Below are 17,053 nucleotides of genomic sequence, written 5' to 3' on the forward strand. Positions count from 1 at the left end.
GCTGCGAACGGCTTGCGTCCGCGTGCAACGGCTGCGGCCCGTGCCCGTGTACAGTGCTCGCGGCGCGCGTCGCCCGCCCGCGGCGCGGCCCCTCCCGCCGGCGTCCTCGGGACGCGCGCGGCCGCGCCGCGGCCGAACGAGGGTCGCGGCGCCTCGCGGACACGGTATCTTCGGAAGGAACGATATGAACGCTGAGAAGAAGCAGAGCTCGAGGGTGCTCGTCGTGGACGACGAGGCGAGCGCGCGCTCGGGGCTGGAGAAGCTCTTGCGCCAGGAGGGATATACCGTCGACGCGGCGGCGGACGGCGTCGAAGCGGTCGAGGTCGCGGCGGAGCGGCCGCCGGACGTCGTCATCACGGATCTGAAGATGCCGAGGATGGATGGGGTCGCGCTGCTCGGGAAGCTGCGCGAGCAGGATCCGGCGCTGCCGGTGATCGTCGTCACCGCGTTCGGGGACGTGACCTCGGCGGTGCTGGCGATGCGGGCGGGAGCCGAGGATTACCTGACGAAGCCGGTCGACTTCGACGCGCTCCTCCTCACGCTGGAGCGCGCCCTCGAGCGGAGCGCGCTCCGGGTCGAGGCGGAGAACCTCCGGCGGCAGCTGCGAGAGCGCCAGGGCGAGGGCGTGGAGGGGCTCATCGGGACGAGCCCGGCGATGCAGAAGGTCTACCGGATGGCCCGGCAGGTGGCGGGCGCGCGGGCGACGGTGCTCATCACCGGCGAGAGCGGCACGGGCAAGGGCGAGCTCGCGCGCGCGATCCACGCGAAGGGCCCGCGCGCCAAGGGGCCCTTCGTGACCCTGCACTGCGCGGCGCTCGCGGAGTCCCTGCTCGAGAGCGAGCTGTTCGGCCACGAGCGCGGCGCGTTCACCGGCGCCGACAAGCGGCGCATCGGGCGCTTCGAGCAGGCGCACGGCGGGACGCTCTTCCTCGACGAGGTCGGCGAGATCGCCCCCTCGACGCAGGTGAAGCTGCTCCGCGTCCTCCAGGAGAGGACGTTCGAGCGCGTCGGCGGGAACGACTCCGTCACGGTCGACGTGCGGCTCATCGCGGCCACGAACCGCGATCTCGCGGCGGCGGTGCAGGAGGGCCGCTTCCGGGAGGACCTCTACTACCGGCTCAACGTCGTCCACATCGACATGCCACCGCTGCGCATCCGCGACACCGACGTGCTGCTCCTGGCGAATCACTTCCTGCGCCGGTTCGCGTCGGAGAACCACCGCAAGATCGAGGGGTTCACCGACGAGGCCCGGGCGAAGCTCATCGCGCACCGGTGGCCGGGGAACGTGCGGGAGCTCGAGAACGCGATCGAGCGGGCGGTCGTCCTGTGCGACGACGCGCGCATCGACGCGGAGCACCTCCCCATCGACGCGGCGCCCGTCGCCAAGGGGGCCCTGCGGATCCCGGGCGCCACCATGGCGGAGATAGAGCGTTACGCCATCCTGTCGACGCTCGAGGCGACGAACGGCTCGACGACGCGCGCGGCCGAGCTCCTGGACATCAGCATACGCACCATCCAGTACCGCCTGCACGAATACGGCCTGACGGCGAAGTCCAAGCGCCCGCCCGCGGCGGAGTAGAGCGGCTTCCGCCCACCTCTGCACCATGCCGAGCAGAGCGGCGGTCTCCCGCACAGGAGACGGGCCCAGATCGGCGTTTTCGGCGCGCAAGCGCACTCCGGTGCGCTGAGCACCGAAAACGCCGAGGTGGGCCCGTATCCGAAGCGGCTAGACCACGTCGTGCATCCAGCCGTGGCGATCGGGGGCGAGGCCGTGCTGGATGTCGAGAAGCGCGTCGCGGAAGCGCGCCGCCACGGGGCCCGTCTCGTTGTCGTGGATGGAGAAGGTCCCCTCGCGGGACTTCACGGCGCCGATGGGCGTGATGACCGCGGCGGTGCCGCACGCGAACGCCTCGGTCATGCGGCCCTCGCGCACCGCCGCGCGCCACTCGTCGAAGGTGACCCTGCGCTCCTCCGCGGCATAACCGAAATCCCGGGCGAGCTGGATGATGCTGTCGCGGGTGATGCCCGGCAGGAGCGTGCCTGTCAGCTCGGGGGTCACGATCACGGGGCGCCCCCGCTCCTCGTAGACGAAGAAGATGTTCATTCCCCCCATCTCCTCGACGACGCTGCGCTGGACGGCATCGAGCCAGACCACCTGCGCGCAGCCCTCGGCCGCGGCGTTCATCTGCGCGAGCAGGCTCGCGGCGTAGTTGCCCGCAAACTTGGCTGCGCCCGTGCCGCCCGGCGCCGCCCGGACGAAATCCTCCGAGATCCAGACCGTCACCGGCTTCACGCCCTGAGGGAAATACGCGCCTGCAGGCGACGCGATCACCAGGAAATCGTAGTCGCGCGACGCCCTCACCCCGAGCGCCACCTCGGTGGCGAACATCAGCGGTCGGATATACAGGCTCTCGCCAACCGGCGAGGGGACCCATGCGCGATCCTGGCGGATCAGGGCGTCGACCGCGCCGACGAACAGGTCGACCGGCATCTCCGGCATCGCCAGCCGGCGGGCAGAGCTATTGAAGCGGCGCGCGTTCGCCTCCGGCCGGAACGTCTTGATGCGCCCGTCCGGCTGCCGATAGGCCTTGAAGCCCTCGAAGATCGCCTGACCGTAATGCAGCACCATCGCCGCGGGATCGAGCGTGATCGGGGCGTACGGCCTGAGCTGCCCGCGGAGCCAGCCCCTGTCCGCCGCGTACGGGATCACGACCATGTGCTCCGTGAACACGCGCCCGAAGCCAGGGTTCTGCATGCGCTGCGCGCGCTCCGCGTCGCCGAGGGGATGCGGCGTGGCTAGGATCTCGAGATCGACCTTCGTGGCAGGCGCGCTTTCAGTGCTCATCGTGCTCGACTTCCGCGGCGGACAGCGGTCGACCCGGCTCGGGTGGGCCGATGCGCGTCATCGTCGCGCGGCATTTTTCGAAAGAATTCTGGCGGGATGCAAGCACTTTCTCGCGAGAAAGCACCACGGCGACGCGCATAAGCGGGCGCGCGAACGGGCGGCGCGTCACGACCGCAAAAAGGGATTTCTGTCGCGCTCCTCGCCGATCGTCGTGGAGGGGCCGTGTCCGGTGACGACCCGGGTCGACGGATCGAGCGTGAGCAGCTTGCCCCGGATGGATGAGACGATCGCCCGCGAGTCGCCTCCCCACAGATCGGTCCGGCCGATGCTGCGCCGGAACAGGGTGTCCCCCGTGAACGCGACGGCGCCCGTCTCCGCGATCACGAGGAACGAGACGCTGCCCGGCGTGTGCCCCGGCGTGTGGAGCACGTGCAGATCGAGCCCGCCCGCCTTCACGACCGCGCCGTCGTTCAGGTCGCCGTCGACCTCGCACCGCTCCGGCAGCGCAATGCCGAGCATCGCCGCCTGGACGGGGAGCATGTCGTAGAGGAAGCGATCGGCCTCGTGGATGCGGGCCGCGGCGCCGGACCAGCGCTGGAGTGGCGCCGTGGCGCCCACGTGATCGATATGGGTGTGCGTGTGCACGATGGCCGCGACGTTCGCGCCGGCCTGCTCGACGCGCGCGCGGATCTTGTCGAAATCGCCCCCGGGGTCGATGACCACGGCGCCCTTGCTCACAGGGTCGACGAGGATCGAGCAGTTGCACCCCAGCGGACCTACGGAGAACGTCTCGAGCAGCACGGGGCGAGCTTGTAGCACGCTGCGCCCCGACCTCCACGCGCGACATCGTCGGCGAGGCGGCGCCGCGAGCCCCGATCGACGGCCGCCCGGAGCGCGCGGCGCTGCGGCGCTGATGGGCGCGCGGAGAGCTCGCGTCCTCGGGGCCTCGGACGCTCGATCCCGCGCGCTGGCGCCCGCGGCCGCTACTTCGGGGCGCTCACGATGGTGCCGTCCATGCCGAGCCCGTTGGTCCAGTAGACGCGGGTCGCGTCGAGGGCGATGCCATAGGGCGACGGCTCCCCGGCCGCCACGGCCCCGATGATGCCGTTCGGCAGCATCCTCATGACGTTCGGCGACGTGGGGTCCGCCCAGTAAACGCCCGTCGCGTCGGCGGCGATGCCCCTCGGGTTCCCCTGCCCGCGCGCGATCACCGTGAGCTCTCCGCCTGTCTTGGCCACGCGCATCACGTTGCCGGTCCTGCTGGTCGTCCAGTAGACGTACGTCGCGTCGACGGCGATCTCGCGCACCTGGCCTTGATCGGCCGCCAGCGTGGTGAACGGGCCTTCGCCCCTGGAGTCCTTGGGAGCGGACATCACCATGCCGCGCTCGTTGCGCACGGTCCAGTAGACGCGCGTCTCGTCGACCGCGAGGGCGTGGGTCGTCCCGCCCCCGTCCGAGATGACGGTGAACGGCCCGTTGCCGTTCGAGTCCTTCCGCGCGCGGACAACGGAGCCGCCGCCCTCGCGGTTCGTCCAGTAAACGAACTCCTCGTCGATCGCCACGCCGAACGGCGCGGCCTGCCCTGCGGCGATCGCCACCGGCGCCTCCTGGCCGCCGACCCGCGCCCTCATCACCCGGCCGTCGTTCTCGCCGGCCACGCCCTGGTTGGCCCAGAAGACGTGGGTGGCGTCGGCCTTGATATCGGCCGGCTGGACCTGCCCGGTAGCGATGTTGATCGCGACAGTTTCGCCCTGCGTCCACTGCCTGACCACGCCCTGCTCCCCGTTGGTCCAGAACACGACGCCGTTGGCGACAGCGAGGTACAGGGGATCCTGCTGGCCCGAGATGTGGATCGAGGTGCGGATGCACGTGCCGTCGCGGCAGGTGCCATCGCACTCGACGGGGCAGGTGCCGCAATGGAGGGCGTCGTTGGTCACGTTGACCTCACAGCTGTTCTCGGCATCCGCGTCGCAATCGACGTAAACGTCCCCGCAGACCGGCGGCTCGTCGACGATGGGCCCCACGCCCCCGCTACCGCCGCTCCCCGCGGTCGCTCCTCCCACGCCCGGCTCGCCCCCGGTGCCCTGGCCGCCCACGCCCGCCGCGCCCCCATCGCCCGGCGCGCCGCCCTCGCCTCCTCCCGCGGAAGCCGTGCTCCCCGGACCGGACCCACCGGTAGTGAAGAGGTTCGACGCCTCAGGCGTGGAGCAAGCTGCTACGGCGAGTCCGGAAACGAGCCCGAGGAGAACGGTGCGACGCATTGTGCTGTGCATGGAAACCTCCACCCATATAGGCTACACGAGCCTGTCGAAAAAACGCATCTGTGAACTTGATGTGTTTTCAAACCTAATTCGTCCGCGCACGACCGGGCACGCCTCGTGCGGATCCGGAGGAGGATGACGGCGATGCGGCGGGCGAAGGCGCTCGTGGCAGGACAGCAGGCTCGACCCCGGCGCTCGTTCGGCCGCCCCGCGGGCGCGCGCGGCTGGAGCTCCGGCGATGTCGCTGGATCTACCGACAAGTGGTCGCGCTCCGCCATCGACGGGCGAGCGCCGCCCGGCGCGCAACGGGCTTTCGCCACGTCCGGGGCGCGCGCGACTCCGCATCTCGTGCGGCCGGCGCTCGCCCATCGCGCGACCGCGCGGCCGTGAGGCACAGGTGATGAGCCGTCTCCGCGCGCCCCGGCCGGAGACACGATGAGGCCGCGCCATCAGAGCAGGAGACGGCGCAGCCAGGCGACTCACGATCACGGCGGAGCGGTGGAATCTCGAGAGCGCGCGCGACCGCGGCGGCGGGCGCGATCTCCCGAGGGCCTCTCGGGAGGCCTGGCTCACGCGTGCTCCGTGAGCTCCAGCTTCAGCGCCGCCCGCCCGCTCCCGAGCGCGCATCGTCCCCGCGCCCAATCGGGAAGATGGCGCTGGGCGCGGAGGGGCGCTACCCTCCGGACGCCGCGTGTGTGAGCATACGATGTCATCCAGGGTGGATCCGCTGTTCCGCCGCGTGGCGCGAGGTCACGGGGGAGCGCGCGGCGCGGCTGTGCGTGCCCTGCGCTGCGGCCTCTTCGACGCCGCGCGCGGGGCTCGGCCTGGAGGCGCGGCCGCATGAGCGAGTCCGTGTTCATCGCGGGAGGCCAGGCGAGCTCCGCGGCGCGAGAGCGCGCGATGACGCTCGTCGGGCGCACGCTCGTCCACCGCTATCGCCTCGAGGAGCTCGTGGCGATGGGCGGCATCGCCGCCGTCTTCAGGGCAAAGAAGCTCGCGACCGGCGAGGACGTGGCCGTCAAGGTGCTCCACCCGGACGCCGAGGAGCTTCCGGAGCTCATCGAGCGCTTCGAGCGCGAGGCGCTCGCCGGTCGCCACATCTTCCACCCGAACGTCGCGGCGGTCTACGAGATCAACCAGCTCGAAGACGGCGCGTGGTTCATGGTGATGGAGTTCATCCGCGGCACCACGCTGCGGAAGCTCATCGACCAGGGCCCCGTCCCGCCGCGGCGCGCGGCCAACATCGCGCGCCAGCTCGCGAGCGCGCTCAACGCGGCGCACGACTTCGGGATCGTGCACAGGGACGTGAAGCCGCTCAACGTCATGGTCCTCGACGGGCCGGAGGAGCGCGTCCTGCTCATCGACTTTGGCCTCGCCAAGGTGCCGATCGAGCAGTTCTCCATCACCGACGACGGCTCGCGCCGCTCGCTCACGAACGCCGGGGTGCTGCTCGGCACGGTGGCGTACATGGCGCCCGAGGCGGCGCTCGGCATGCGCTCCGTCGACCGGCGGGCCGATCTCTACGCGCTCGGGGTCATCCTCTACGAGATGCTCGCGGGCAAGCACCCCTTCACGGCGGTCGAGCCGTCGGCGCTGTTCGCGCAGCACCGGTCGGCCGTGCCGCCGCCGATCGCCGAGCGCTCCCCCGGCGTCGTCGTCCCGCCCGCGCTGGAGGCGGTCGTGATGCGCCTGCTCGCCAAGGACCCGGACGACCGCTTCCCCCACGCGCGCGCCGTGCTCGTGGCGCTCGACGCGGCCCTCCAGAAGATGAGCGCGCCGGACAGCGGCATCGCCATCTCCGCCCCGGCCAGCCTCCGGGCCGCGGCCAGCTTCATCGAGCGGCGGACCTCGCGGGCCGTGATCGTCGGCGCGGGCATCCTGTTCTTCGCGATCGGGAGCGTGATCGCCTGGCTGCTCGCGTCGCGCTGAGCGCGCGCGGCGTCGTCGCGCGCCCGGCATCGTCGCGCGCGCTCGGCGTCATCGCGCGCCCGGCATCGTCGCGCGCGCTCGGCGTCATCGCGCGCTCGGCGTCATCGCGCGCTCAGCGGCGCTCGGCCTGCTCGCAGGTTCCCACGGAGAGCCCTGCGAGCGCGGAGTGATCGACGCACCGCTCGCCGCCCGGGCACGGCGCGCCGCGCTCGCCGCGCGGATCGCAGAGCGCTCTGCAGGTGTTCGAGGGGTCGCAGACGCTGCCGGGCGCGCACGCAAACGACGCGTCGCACGGCTGTCCGTCCGAGCCCGCGCCCGCGTTCCAGCACGACGTCGAGCCGTTGCCCCAGAACACGCAGGCAGCGCCGTTGGCGCAATCCTGCGCGAAGAGATCGCAGCCATCGCCGTCGATGCAGGCCCCCCCCGTGAACGAGCCGCTGTCGAGGAAGCACGCGCTCCCGGGCGCGCAGTCCGAGGCGGCGCGGCAGGTCGCGGCGCAGACCTGGGCCGGGTTGCACGACTGCGCCGGCGCGCACTCCGACGCGGCGAGGCACGCCTCGCCGGGGCCGGCGCCCGTCCTGGGCTCCCGCGCGAGGCTCGTCTTGCGCGGCAACGCGAGCGCCTCGCGATCGAGGAGGACGCCCGACTTGTAGACGCGCGACACGCGCTCGAGCGCGCGGACGTCGGCGAGCGGATCGCCGTCGACCACGAGCACGTCCGCGAGCGCCCCTCGCTCGATGCGCCCGAGATCGGGCCGCCCGAGCACGTCCGCGGCGCGGCGCGTGGCGGCGGCGAGCGCCTCGAGCGGCGGCATCCCGACCTCGACGAGGAGCGCGACCTCGCGGCGCAGGCTCAGCCCGTGAAAGACGCCCGGGTTGCCGGCGTCGGTGCCGGCGGCGATGGTGACCCCGGCCTTGTAGCAGGTGACGAGGTTCGCGATCGCGTGGTCGCGCCGCCGCTCCACGAGCTCCAGGAAATGCGCCGTCCTGAGCTCCGCGAGCAAGGAGGGATCGCGCAGGGCCGCGATCACGCCGATCGGCACGTCGTCGACGAGGGCGGGGTCGTCGAGCTCGGTCAGCGTTCCGTGGGCGGTGCGGTACAGGCCATCCGCCACCGCGAGCGTGGGGACGACGACGGCCCCGGCAGCGGCCATCCTCCGCGCGAGCTCTGGTGAGATTCGGTCCTCGTCCGGGATGTGCGCGAAGAGCGTCACGCCGCCGTCGAGCGCGGCCTCGACGTCCGCGGCCGCCGTCGCGTGGGCGATCACCCGGACGTCCGCGGCCGCGGCGGCCTCCTGGATCGCCGCCACGGACGGGCGCGTCAGGCGCGGGAGCTGCATCGATCCGCCCGCCTCGAGCACGATCTTGATGAAATCGGGCGCCCTCGGGAGGAGCGCCTCGAAGGCCCCATCGACGTCGGCGGGCGAGTCGATGAAGACGCAGGAGTCGCCGGGCGGGCTGCCCTGATAGCAGGGATGCCCTCCGGTCGGCGTGAGCAGCGGCCCGGCGGCGAAGAGCTGCGGCGCGAGGATGTCGCCGGCGTTGATGCGCGCTCGCTGCTCGAAGATGACGTGCTGGGATGAGCCGAGGTCGAGGTACGAGGTCACGCCCGCGCGGAGCATCGCCTTCGTGTGGTCCTCGAGGTGGAGCTCGGCGTCGTAGTACGCATAGGGCCCGGCGACGCTCAGCGAGTGGACGTGGAGATCGATGAGCCCGGGGAGGACCGTCTTGCCGGCGACGTCGACGACCTCGCCGCCCCCGGGCTCGGCGTCGCCGAAGACGACCTGCTTCACCCTGTCGCCCTCGATCACCACCGTTGCCCTGGCCGCGCGCGTGCCGTCGAACACCATGCCTCCCTTCAGCACGGTGCAGCCCGCACACCCCACGTCGGTCGCGCTGGGCGTCGAGGGGCGCTCCGCGACGCCGCAGCCTGCGAGCCAGTGTGACGCGGCGACGACAGACAAAGCGAGGCGACCCATCGCCGATCCGAGCGAAGTACGACGCATGACACTCCGTTGTTGATGGGCGCCTCTGGCACCCGAGGAGAGGCGGACCGGGTACCGGAGGCAGCGACGAAAAGCAATCGAATGAGGCGGCGTGCACGGAGCAGTGCGCGCGCGCCCGCAGCGTGCCGCGTTATCCAGGATCGTTCGCGCCGAGGAGGCCTGCGCGGGCGAGGCGCTCCGTCCCCGACGCCCCTCTCGGCTCTCCGGCCCGAGCGGAGGATCGCTCCGCATCGCAGGCCAGCTTGACAAATAGGCCTATCCCGGAAGCGCCGCCGCTCGATCCCACGGAGGGAGCGCAGGGTTGAACTCTCGATGTTGTCCCGGCCTTCTCTGCTGCTCCGGCGGCGATCAGGGCCAATCGGGAGAGCCGCCGGTGCGGGGCGAGCGAGAGAAAGGAGCCGGCGGACAACCCCCTTTGGCGGCGGCATCTCTCGTGCTGTCCACGGTTCGGGGCGCCCCTGGAATGATAGGGAGTCCAACCGAACTTCCGTCGCTCGGCGACGAGCCACCGTATTGACGAAGACCCTTTGCGTGCCTCACCTACTCGTGGGAGGCTCTGCGATGAGTGATCCGAAAAGCGAAAACAATTCTCCGAAAGATCTGGACGTGACGGTGAAGGAGCTGCGCAACGCCATCAACGATTTGTCGGCCAGGCTGGACGACATGGCAATAGCGACTCCGGCCAGCTACAACTGCGGCTGCGGCGGCTGCGGCCACTGCGGCGGGTGCGGCTGCGGCGGGTGCGGGTGCAGGTGCGGCGGGTGCAGGTGCGGCGGGTGCAGGTGCGGCTGTAGCTAGCCCTCAGGCCGCCCGGGCCCAGCGATAGAGCTCTGGAGGAGGACGAGGAGCGCGAAGTTCGAGAAAGGCACCTTCCCGTCTTCCCCGGCTCGCCACGACCGCACGACATCGCGCGGTCGTGGTGAGCTTGCGAGTTTCTCCTCTCCTTCGCTTGTCGGGGCGCGACTCCCCGAGCAACAGAGTTGAACCTCTTTACCGAAGGTGCAGGGCGGCCGCTCGTCGAGGGGCCGCCGCGCTGCGCTTTCCTGGAGATCTCGCGTGGCTACTCAACTGCCCACCTCAGCGACCACCGCTCCCTCGCTCGATGGGACCGCCCCGCCTGCGCCGGCCGAGGTGCGCGAGAAGCTCGCGCGATCGCGCGTCCTCGTGGTCGGGCTCGAACCGTGGGGCGCCATCGCGGCCACCGAGCTCGCGTGTCTGGGCGTCGGCGCGCTCCACGTCCTCGACGACAGGGAGGTCACGGCCGACGATCTCGGCCCCTTCGCCGAGGCGGATCTCGGAAAGGATCGCGCGCGCTCGCTCTCCACGGCGCTGTCGCGGCTCGCCCCCGGCTGCGCGGTCACGCCCGGGACGCTGCTCGCCGCCGCGGGTCGCCCGATCGTCCAGGAGGACACCGGCTGGGACCTGATCCTCGCCTGCGTCTCTGGCGACGATCTCCTCGTCCTTCAGGGCGTCGCCCGCTTCGCTCACGCGGCGTCCGTCCCGTCGCTCAGCGCGCACCTCGAGGGGCTCGACGCGGTGATCGGGCCGGCCGTCGTGCCGGGCGAGACCGCGTGCTGGGAGTGCTGCCGCCTGCGGAGGCTCGCGGTGAGCAACCAGCGAGAAGCGGATCACGCGCTCCACGCGTCGCTCCTCGCCGCGCGCCCGGAGCGCCGCGCGCGCACCTACCTCGCGCCGATGCCGGCGTTCCTGGGCCACGCCGTCGCGCTCGCGGCCCTCGATCTGCTGGTGAACCGCGCCGCGTCGCGGCTCGCGGGCCGCTTCATGGTCCAGGGCCTGGTCGACCCGGAGGCGTCGCTCCACTCCTTCCTGCAGATGCCCTGGTGCGCGGTCTGCGGCGGCGCCGCCGAGGCCCTCCGCACCGGGGGCGCGCGTCGGGGCGGGGGCGCGCACCTGCGCGACGCGCCCGACGCCGCGGCGCTCCGGCGGATGCTCGCCGGCGTCGTCGACGCGCGGGCGGGCATCGTCCAGCGCCTCACGCTCGACGCGACGAGCCCGGCGCTCGCCCCCGAAGCGTGCCTCACGGCCACGGCGTTCCTCAGCGACTACACCGACGGCTCGCCGCACGCCCACGGCTCGCGCGAGCCGCAGGTCGGCACCGGAAAGGGCGTCACGGCCGTCGAGGCCTTGATCAGAGCGACCGGCGAGGCGGTCGAGCGCTACTCCGCCGAGTTCGTCGACCGAAAGCAGCTCCTTCGCGCCTCGGTCGCCGAGATGAAGGGCGACTTCATCGCTCCGGAGCAGCTCTGTCTCTACAGCGAGGCGCAGTATGCGAAGCCCGGATTCCGCTACGCGCGGGTCGATCCGGCCGCGCCGATCGACTGGGCCCTCGGGCGCTGGATGGACACGGGCGCGCCCGTGTATGTGCCGGCGCTCCCGACCTACTACGGCTACTGCGCAGGACACGACGCGCACTTCTGCCAGGTGACCTCGAACGGGCTCGCGGCCGGCGCGACGCTCGAGGGCGCGGCGATGGGGGCCGCGCTCGAGCTCATCGAGCGCGACGCCTTCATGATCTCGTGGCTCGCTCGCCGGCCCGGGCGGCGGATCTTGCCTGATGACTCGCTCGACCCCGAGCTGCACGAGATCGCCCGGCAGCTCGAGGAGCGCGGCGCCCGGATCGAGCTGTATCTCCTCGACGCGGGCGTCTCGGTCCCCGTGGTGATGTGCGTGGGTTACGGCGACGGCAAACGCTGGCCCGGCGCGGTGGTCTCGATCTCCGCCCACCTGAGCCCCCTCAACGCGATCAGGAAAGCGATCCTGGAGCAAGGCCAGATAGGCAATTACGTCTTTCGCCTGATGACGGGCGAGTCGCTCGTCATCCCCGAGCGTCCTGAGGACGTGCTCACGCTCGAGGATCACGCGATCTACTACCTCCCCGCGAGCCGCGCCGCGGCCTTCGCCTTCCTCCGCAAGGGGGGCACGGTCACCGCCGCCGAGCTCGAGGAGCCCGAGGAGGTTTCGCTGCCCGAGCTCACCCGGCGCGTGCACGCCGCGGGACTGCGCATCGCGATCGTGGACGTGACGTCGCCCGACCTCGCGGTGACCCCGTTCCGTGTCGCCCGGGCGCTCGGGCCCGCTTTCCAGCAGATCCATTTCGGCCACCAGCTCGCTCAGCTCGGTAATCCGCGTCTCCGTTCGATGACCCCCCACGGCATCAACCCTGACCCTCACCCGATGGCCTGAGAGAGGACACCATGGCAAGGAGCAAAGAGGCGGACATTGCGCGGCTCTATCATCTCCAGTCCTCCCACGTGAGGTCGCGGCCGCTGGAGCCGCCGTTCGACGGGGATCTCCGGCCGCTCAACTTCCGCACTTACGTCGGCTCGGCGCGCACGCCGCTGCCCGGGCGCGATTTCGCGATCGACGCCCCGCTCGGCGCGGTGCTGGAGCAGCGGCGGTCGCAGCGCGAGTTCGCCCTCAGGCCGATGCCCATCGAGGCGCTCGGGCGGCTCCTCCACGCGAGCTACGGCGTCCGTGGCACGCGAAATGTCGAAGGGGCGTGGACCTGCGATCGCCCCGCGCCCTCGGCCGGCGGCCGGTATCCGCTCGAGATCTACGTCGCGACGCAGGCCGTCGAGGGGGTCCCGGACGGCCTGCACCACTACGACCCCCGTGCGCACGAGCTCGAGCTCCGCCGGGAAGGCCTCGCGCACGCCACGCTCGTGGATCTCACGGCGGGTCAGGACATGATCCTGAACACCAATGTCGTGGTCATCATCACGGCAGTGCCGTTCCGCACGATGTGGAAATACGGCCAGCGCGGATATCGCTTCCTGTGGCTGGACGCCGGGCACCTGGGCCAGAACCTCTATCTCGTCGCGACGGCCATGGGCCTCGGCCCGGTGGCGATCGGCGGATTTTACGACGAGGAGCTCAAGGCCTTCCTGGCGCTCCCGGCCGAGGAAGACACGATGTACATCGTCTGCATCGGTCAGCCCGCGCCGGCCGGGGGCCGGAAGGGGCCTTAGCGTGCCTGAACCAGAAGCGTCGGAGAGCACCATGCCCAGCATTCGACTCAGCCGCTCGGCCAGCATCACGCCCACCGACGTGGGCGTCATCCTCAGCTCCGATCTCGGCACCTTCCAGCTCACCGGCCTGGACGTGAGCGCGTTCGTCGAGCGGATGGTGCCGCTGCTCGACGGGTCGCGCGACCGGGAGGCGCTCGTCGAGGCGCTCGCGGACTACTCGCGGCAGAGCGTGACGGCGTTCCTCGACCTGCTCGAGGCGCGCGGGCTGGTCGAGCCGGTGGCCGCAGAGGCGCCGTCCGGCGACGGGGAGCGCCTCCGCGGGCAGCGCGAGTTCCTCCGCAAGTGGTCGTCGGCCCCGGAGCAGGCTGCACAGCGGATCGCGAACGCGCGCGTGCTCGTGGTGGGCCTCGAGCCCTGGGGGACCTCGGCCGCCCTGGCGCTCGCGGGGGCGGGCGTCTCCGCGCTCCGCCTGATCGACGGCGGCGCCGTCGGCCCGCGCGACGTCGCGGTGGTCCGCGCGCGGGGGGCGGCGGCGCTCGGCGCGCCCCGCCGCGGCGCCGTGGCCGCGCTGATCCGCGAGCACGCGCCGCTCTGCCGGGTGGACGAGAGCGCCTCCGGCGCGCTGGAGGGGGACGATCTCCTCTCGCCGGAGGGGCTCCCTCACCTCCTCGTCGCGGCGGTGCGCAGCGACGACGCGGAGCTCCTGGAGCGCGTCGCGCGGTTCGGCCATCGCGCAGGGATCGCCTCGCTCTTCTCGCACCTCGCGGGGACGACGGCCGTCCTGGGGCCCCTCGTCTTCCCGGGGAAGACGGCGTGCCGGGTCTGCGCGGCGACCGAGGCGCTCAACCCCTCGCCCGCGGCGCGCTCCCTGGCCGAGCCCGCGCCGCACGCCGGCACGATGGGTCAGCTGCTCGGCCACCTCGTGGCGATGGAGGCCCTCAAGGTGCTCTCGGCGTACACGCCCTCCAGGCTCGGGGGCAGGTTCCTGATCCAGGACCTCGCGACGCTCGAGACATCGCACCACACGCTCGTGAGGCTGCCCTGGTGCAAGGTTTGCGGCGATGGATGACGCCGGGCCGGAGGTGCTCTAGCCTGCAGCCGTGAAGAGGCCTCCCCTTCCAGCCGCCTCCCGCAGGGACGACGCGCTCGCCGCCGGCGTGCCCCGGCAGCCGGACCGCCGGGCGGCCCTCGACCGGACGGACGTCTCGCGCGCGCGGTCTTCGCCGCGCGCCCATGGCCCGGGCCTCTCGCCATGATCGGTCGAACCCTCGACGACCGCTACACGATGATCCGGCTGCTCGGCCAGGGCGGGATGGGGGCCGTCTACGAGGCCCGGCACGCGGGCACCGGCCGCCGCGTCGCGGTGAAGGTCATCCTCGGCCAGGCCGCGGACGACGAGCTCGTCCGCCGCTTCCAGCGCGAGGCGCGCGCGGTCGGCGCGGTCGAGTCGGAGCACATCGCGCAGGTGTTCGACACCGGGCGCGACCGCGAGACCGGCGCGCCGTACATCGCGATGGAGTTCCTCGAGGGCGAGGACGTGCAGGCCCTCATCGAGCGGCTCGGCCCGCTCCCGGTCGATCTCGCGCTCCGCATCGGGCTGCAGGCGTCCCTCGGCCTCGAGCGCGCGCACGAGGCCGGCATCGTCCACCGCGACATCAAGCCGGCGAACCTGTTCCTCGCGAGGAAGCAGGGCGGCCAGCGCGTGATCAAGGTGCTCGACTTCGGCGTCGCCAAGGTGACGGACAACAGCCTCGGCAACGGCGGGATGACGAAGAGCGGCGCGCTCCTCGGCTCTCCCCTCTACATGTCGCCCGAGCAGGCGCGCGGCAGCGGCGCCATCGACGCGCGCTCGGACGTCTGGTCGCTCGGCATCAGCCTGTACCACGCCCTCTCGGGGCATCGGCCCAACGAGCACCTGACCGGCCTCGGAGAGCTCGTCCTGGCCATCTGCACGACCCCGGTGCGCTGGATCCAGGAGATCGCGCCCTGGGTGCCGCCGGAGGTCGCCCACGTGGTGCACCGGGCGCTGGTCATCGATCCGGCGGGCCGCACCGGGAGCGCGGGCGAGCTCGCGGCGGCGCTGCGCGCGTTCCTGCCGGGCGGCGAGGCGATCGTCGAGGCGATGCTCGTGCCGCTCGACGCCGCCACGCGCGCCTCGCGCGCGTCGTTCGGCGCCATCTCGGCCCCCCCGCACGCGTCGAGCGCGCCGTTCGGCGCTGCGCTGACCCCACCGCGCACGTCGAGCCCGTCGTTCGGCGCCGCCTTGACCCCGCCGCACGCGTCGAACCCGCCGTTCGGCGCCGCCTTGACGCCGCCGCGCGCGTCGGCCGCGCCATTCGACGCCGCCTTGACCCCGCCGCGCGCGTCGGCCGCGCCGTTCGACGCGGCGGGGCGCCCGCCGGGCGGGCAATCCGGACCGTATGCGCTGTCGGCCACGGCGCCCGCCACGAGCGTGCGGCTGTCGAACCGCCCCGAGCGTCCGGCGTCGCGCCCGCCCGTCGCCCTGATCGCCGGCGGCGTGCTGGCCGCTGCGCTCGCGGGCGGGGCGGGCGTCTACCTCGCGGTGCGCAGCGTGCCGCCGGCCACGCCCGCGCCCTCGGCCGAACCGGCGCCGCCTGCGCACACCGAGGCCGAGCCACCGCCCCCGTCCGCCGGCGTCGAGGCCAGGCCGACGCCGACGCCGACGCCGTCCGCCAGCGCCGAGCCGCCGCCCGCCGACACGCCCGTGGATCCGCCGGCAGCGGCCTCGTCGACGCCCGCGGCGCTGCCCTCTGCTGCGGCGACCGCGCGCGCCGCCGCGTCGGCGAGCGTCGTCGCTCGCCCGCCCGCGCCGAGGCCGTCCGCGGCCAGGCCGCCGCCCACCAGGCCCCCGAGGAATGACGATGACGAGACATCGAGGAAATAGCCGCGTCGCGTGGTGTGTCGCCGCGCTTCTGTCGCTCTCCGCGGGCGTCGCGCGCGCGGAGCCGTCGGCGGACCAGGCGGCCGCGGCGGAGGCGCTCTTCCGCGAGGGTCGCGATCTCGTCGCGCAGGGCAAGCTCGCCGAGGCGTGCCCCAAGTTCGCGGCGAGCCAGCGGCTGGACCCGGGCTACGGCACCCAGTGGAACCTGGCGGACTGCCTCGAGCGGCTCGGCCGCTCCGCGAGCGCCTGGGCGGCGTTCCGCGAGGCGGCTGACATGGCGAGCCGGGCGGGCCAGGCGGACCGCGAGGCGAAGGCGACCCGCCGCGCGGCCGATCTGGAGAAGAAGCTCGAGCGCCTCGCCATCACGGTGACCACGCCGGCGGACGGGCTCGTCGTGAGGCGCAACGGCGCGGTCCTCGACGCCGGCGCGTGGGGCGCGCCGCTCCCTGTCGATCCGGGCAAGCACCGCGTCGAGGCGACCGCGCCCGGCAAGAAGCCGTTCTCGGTCGAGGCGCAGACCGCCGGCCCCGGTCAGGTCGTCACCGTGGAGGTCCCGCCCCTCGAGGACGATCCCGCGGCGACCGCAGCGGCCCCGCCGCCGCCCGGCGAAGCGCCCGGGCCGCCCGCTGCGCCGCTCCGGCCGGGCGCGGGCGGCGACGGAGATGGCGGCGCGGGCACCCGCCGCACCTTCTCCTTCGTGGCAGGCGGCGTCGGCGTCGCCGGCGTCGTGACCGGCTCGATCTTCGGGCTCCTCGCCAGCTCGCGGTGGAACCGGGCCCAGGACGAGCACTGCCGGACCGAGACGCTCTGCGACGCCCGCGGCGTGGCGCTGGTCGAAGACGCCAAGAGCGCCGCGAAGCTGTCCACCGCCGGCTTCATCGTCGGCGGGGTCGGGCTCGCGGCCGGCGTCGCGCTGTTCGTGACGTCGCTCGGCGACACGGAGCCCGCGGCGGCGCGGATCGTGGTCGCGCCTGCCGTCGGCACGACCGGCGGCGGGCTGGCGATCCACGGCCGCTTCTGACGCCCCGCCGCTTCTGACGCCTGCTGCGGCTGCCGCGGCGGCGGCTGGCCCCGCTGCAGGCCAGCCGCCGTGCCCGCCACCGTGCCCGGGAGAGCGCGACG

11 protein-coding genes are annotated in these 17,053 nt (G+C 72.8%); 7 read left to right on the plus strand and 4 right to left on the minus strand.

Annotation, left to right across the window (positions count from 1 at the left end; translation table 11 throughout):
• Positions 1-184: 184 nt before the first annotated feature.
• Positions 185-1,579, plus strand: coding sequence for a sigma-54-dependent transcriptional regulator (locus tag WMF19_RS33905; RefSeq protein ID WP_272094956.1), 1,395 nt, complete (start codon positions 185-187; stop codon positions 1,577-1,579).
• Between the two features lie 147 nt (positions 1,580-1,726).
• On the opposite strand, the gene WMF19_RS33910 is transcribed toward WMF19_RS33905, so the two are convergent.
• The 3 genes from WMF19_RS33910 to WMF19_RS33920 all read right to left on the minus strand — a co-directional run bounded on the left by WMF19_RS33910 (position 1,727) and on the right by WMF19_RS33920 (position 5,118).
• The gene (locus WMF19_RS33910; protein ID WP_437324002.1) at positions 1,727-2,845 is read right to left on the minus strand and encodes a branched-chain amino acid aminotransferase; all 1,119 of its coding nucleotides are present in this window, start codon (positions 2,843-2,845) and stop codon (positions 1,727-1,729) included.
• A 165-nt stretch (positions 2,846-3,010) separates the two neighbouring features.
• Entirely contained in the window at positions 3,011-3,664 is a 654-nt protein-coding gene (locus WMF19_RS33915) for an MBL fold metallo-hydrolase (protein WP_437894141.1), read from the minus strand.
• A gap of 164 nt (positions 3,665-3,828) precedes the next feature.
• Complete coding sequence (locus tag WMF19_RS33920) at positions 3,829-5,118, minus strand: hypothetical protein (protein WP_437894142.1); 1,290 nt, start codon at positions 5,116-5,118, stop codon at positions 3,829-3,831.
• 828 nt (positions 5,119-5,946) lie between these two features.
• Between WMF19_RS33920 and WMF19_RS33925 the strand changes: the two genes are divergently transcribed.
• The gene (locus WMF19_RS33925) at positions 5,947-7,035 is read left to right on the plus strand and encodes a serine/threonine-protein kinase (RefSeq protein ID WP_437894143.1); all 1,089 of its coding nucleotides are present in this window, start codon (positions 5,947-5,949) and stop codon (positions 7,033-7,035) included.
• 112 nt (positions 7,036-7,147) lie between these two features.
• On the opposite strand, the gene WMF19_RS33930 is transcribed toward WMF19_RS33925, so the two are convergent.
• A complete protein-coding gene (locus WMF19_RS33930) occupies positions 7,148-9,013 on the minus strand; it encodes an amidohydrolase family protein (protein ID WP_437894144.1) in 1,866 nt (621 codons plus the stop codon).
• A gap of 1,083 nt (positions 9,014-10,096) precedes the next feature.
• On the opposite strand from WMF19_RS33930, the gene WMF19_RS33935 reads away from it, so the two are divergent.
• The 5 genes from WMF19_RS33935 (at position 10,097) to WMF19_RS33955 (ending at position 16,952) form a co-directional block, all read left to right on the plus strand.
• On the plus strand, positions 10,097-12,244 hold the full coding sequence (locus WMF19_RS33935) for a TOMM precursor leader peptide-binding protein (RefSeq protein WP_437894145.1): 2,148 nt from the start codon (positions 10,097-10,099) through the stop codon (positions 12,242-12,244).
• A gap of 11 nt (positions 12,245-12,255) precedes the next feature.
• On the plus strand, positions 12,256-13,029 hold the full coding sequence (locus WMF19_RS33940) for a SagB/ThcOx family dehydrogenase (RefSeq protein ID WP_437324008.1): 774 nt from the start codon (positions 12,256-12,258) through the stop codon (positions 13,027-13,029).
• 31 nt (positions 13,030-13,060) lie between these two features.
• A complete protein-coding gene (locus WMF19_RS33945; protein WP_437894146.1) occupies positions 13,061-14,098 on the plus strand; it encodes a TOMM precursor leader peptide-binding protein in 1,038 nt (345 codons plus the stop codon).
• Between the two features lie 183 nt (positions 14,099-14,281).
• Complete coding sequence (locus WMF19_RS33950) at positions 14,282-15,934, plus strand: protein kinase domain-containing protein (protein ID WP_437894147.1); 1,653 nt, start codon at positions 14,282-14,284, stop codon at positions 15,932-15,934.
• A complete protein-coding gene (locus WMF19_RS33955; RefSeq protein ID WP_437894148.1) occupies positions 15,912-16,952 on the plus strand; it encodes a hypothetical protein in 1,041 nt (346 codons plus the stop codon). The genes WMF19_RS33950 and WMF19_RS33955 overlap by 23 nt, the downstream gene beginning before the upstream one ends.
• Positions 16,953-17,053 lie beyond the last annotated feature (101 nt).

Origin of the sequence: Sorangium sp. So ce124, from assembly GCF_051525235.1 — a bacterium.
GTDB classification, from domain to species: Bacteria; Myxococcota_A; Polyangia; order Polyangiales; family Polyangiaceae; genus Sorangium; species Sorangium atrum.

Coding starts and splice junctions, on each gene's coding strand:
- WMF19_RS33905 (WP_272094956.1), top strand. CDS start 185: ATGAACGCTGAGAAGAAGCAGAGCTCGAGGGTGCTCGTCGTGGACGAC.
- WMF19_RS33910 (WP_437324002.1), bottom strand. CDS start 2,845: ATGAGCACTGAAAGCGCGCCTGCCACGAAGGTCGATCTCGAGATCCTA.
- WMF19_RS33920 (WP_437894142.1), bottom strand. CDS start 5,118: ATGCACAGCACAATGCGTCGCACCGTTCTCCTCGGGCTCGTTTCCGGA.
- WMF19_RS33925 (WP_437894143.1), top strand. CDS start 5,947: ATGAGCGAGTCCGTGTTCATCGCGGGAGGCCAGGCGAGCTCCGCGGCG.
- WMF19_RS33930 (WP_437894144.1), bottom strand. CDS start 9,013: ATGGGTCGCCTCGCTTTGTCTGTCGTCGCCGCGTCACACTGGCTCGCA.
- WMF19_RS33940 (WP_437324008.1), top strand. CDS start 12,256: ATGGCAAGGAGCAAAGAGGCGGACATTGCGCGGCTCTATCATCTCCAG.
- WMF19_RS33945 (WP_437894146.1), top strand. CDS start 13,061: ATGCCCAGCATTCGACTCAGCCGCTCGGCCAGCATCACGCCCACCGAC.
- WMF19_RS33950 (WP_437894147.1), top strand. CDS start 14,282: ATGATCGGTCGAACCCTCGACGACCGCTACACGATGATCCGGCTGCTC.
- WMF19_RS33955 (WP_437894148.1), top strand. CDS start 15,912: ATGACGAGACATCGAGGAAATAGCCGCGTCGCGTGGTGTGTCGCCGCG.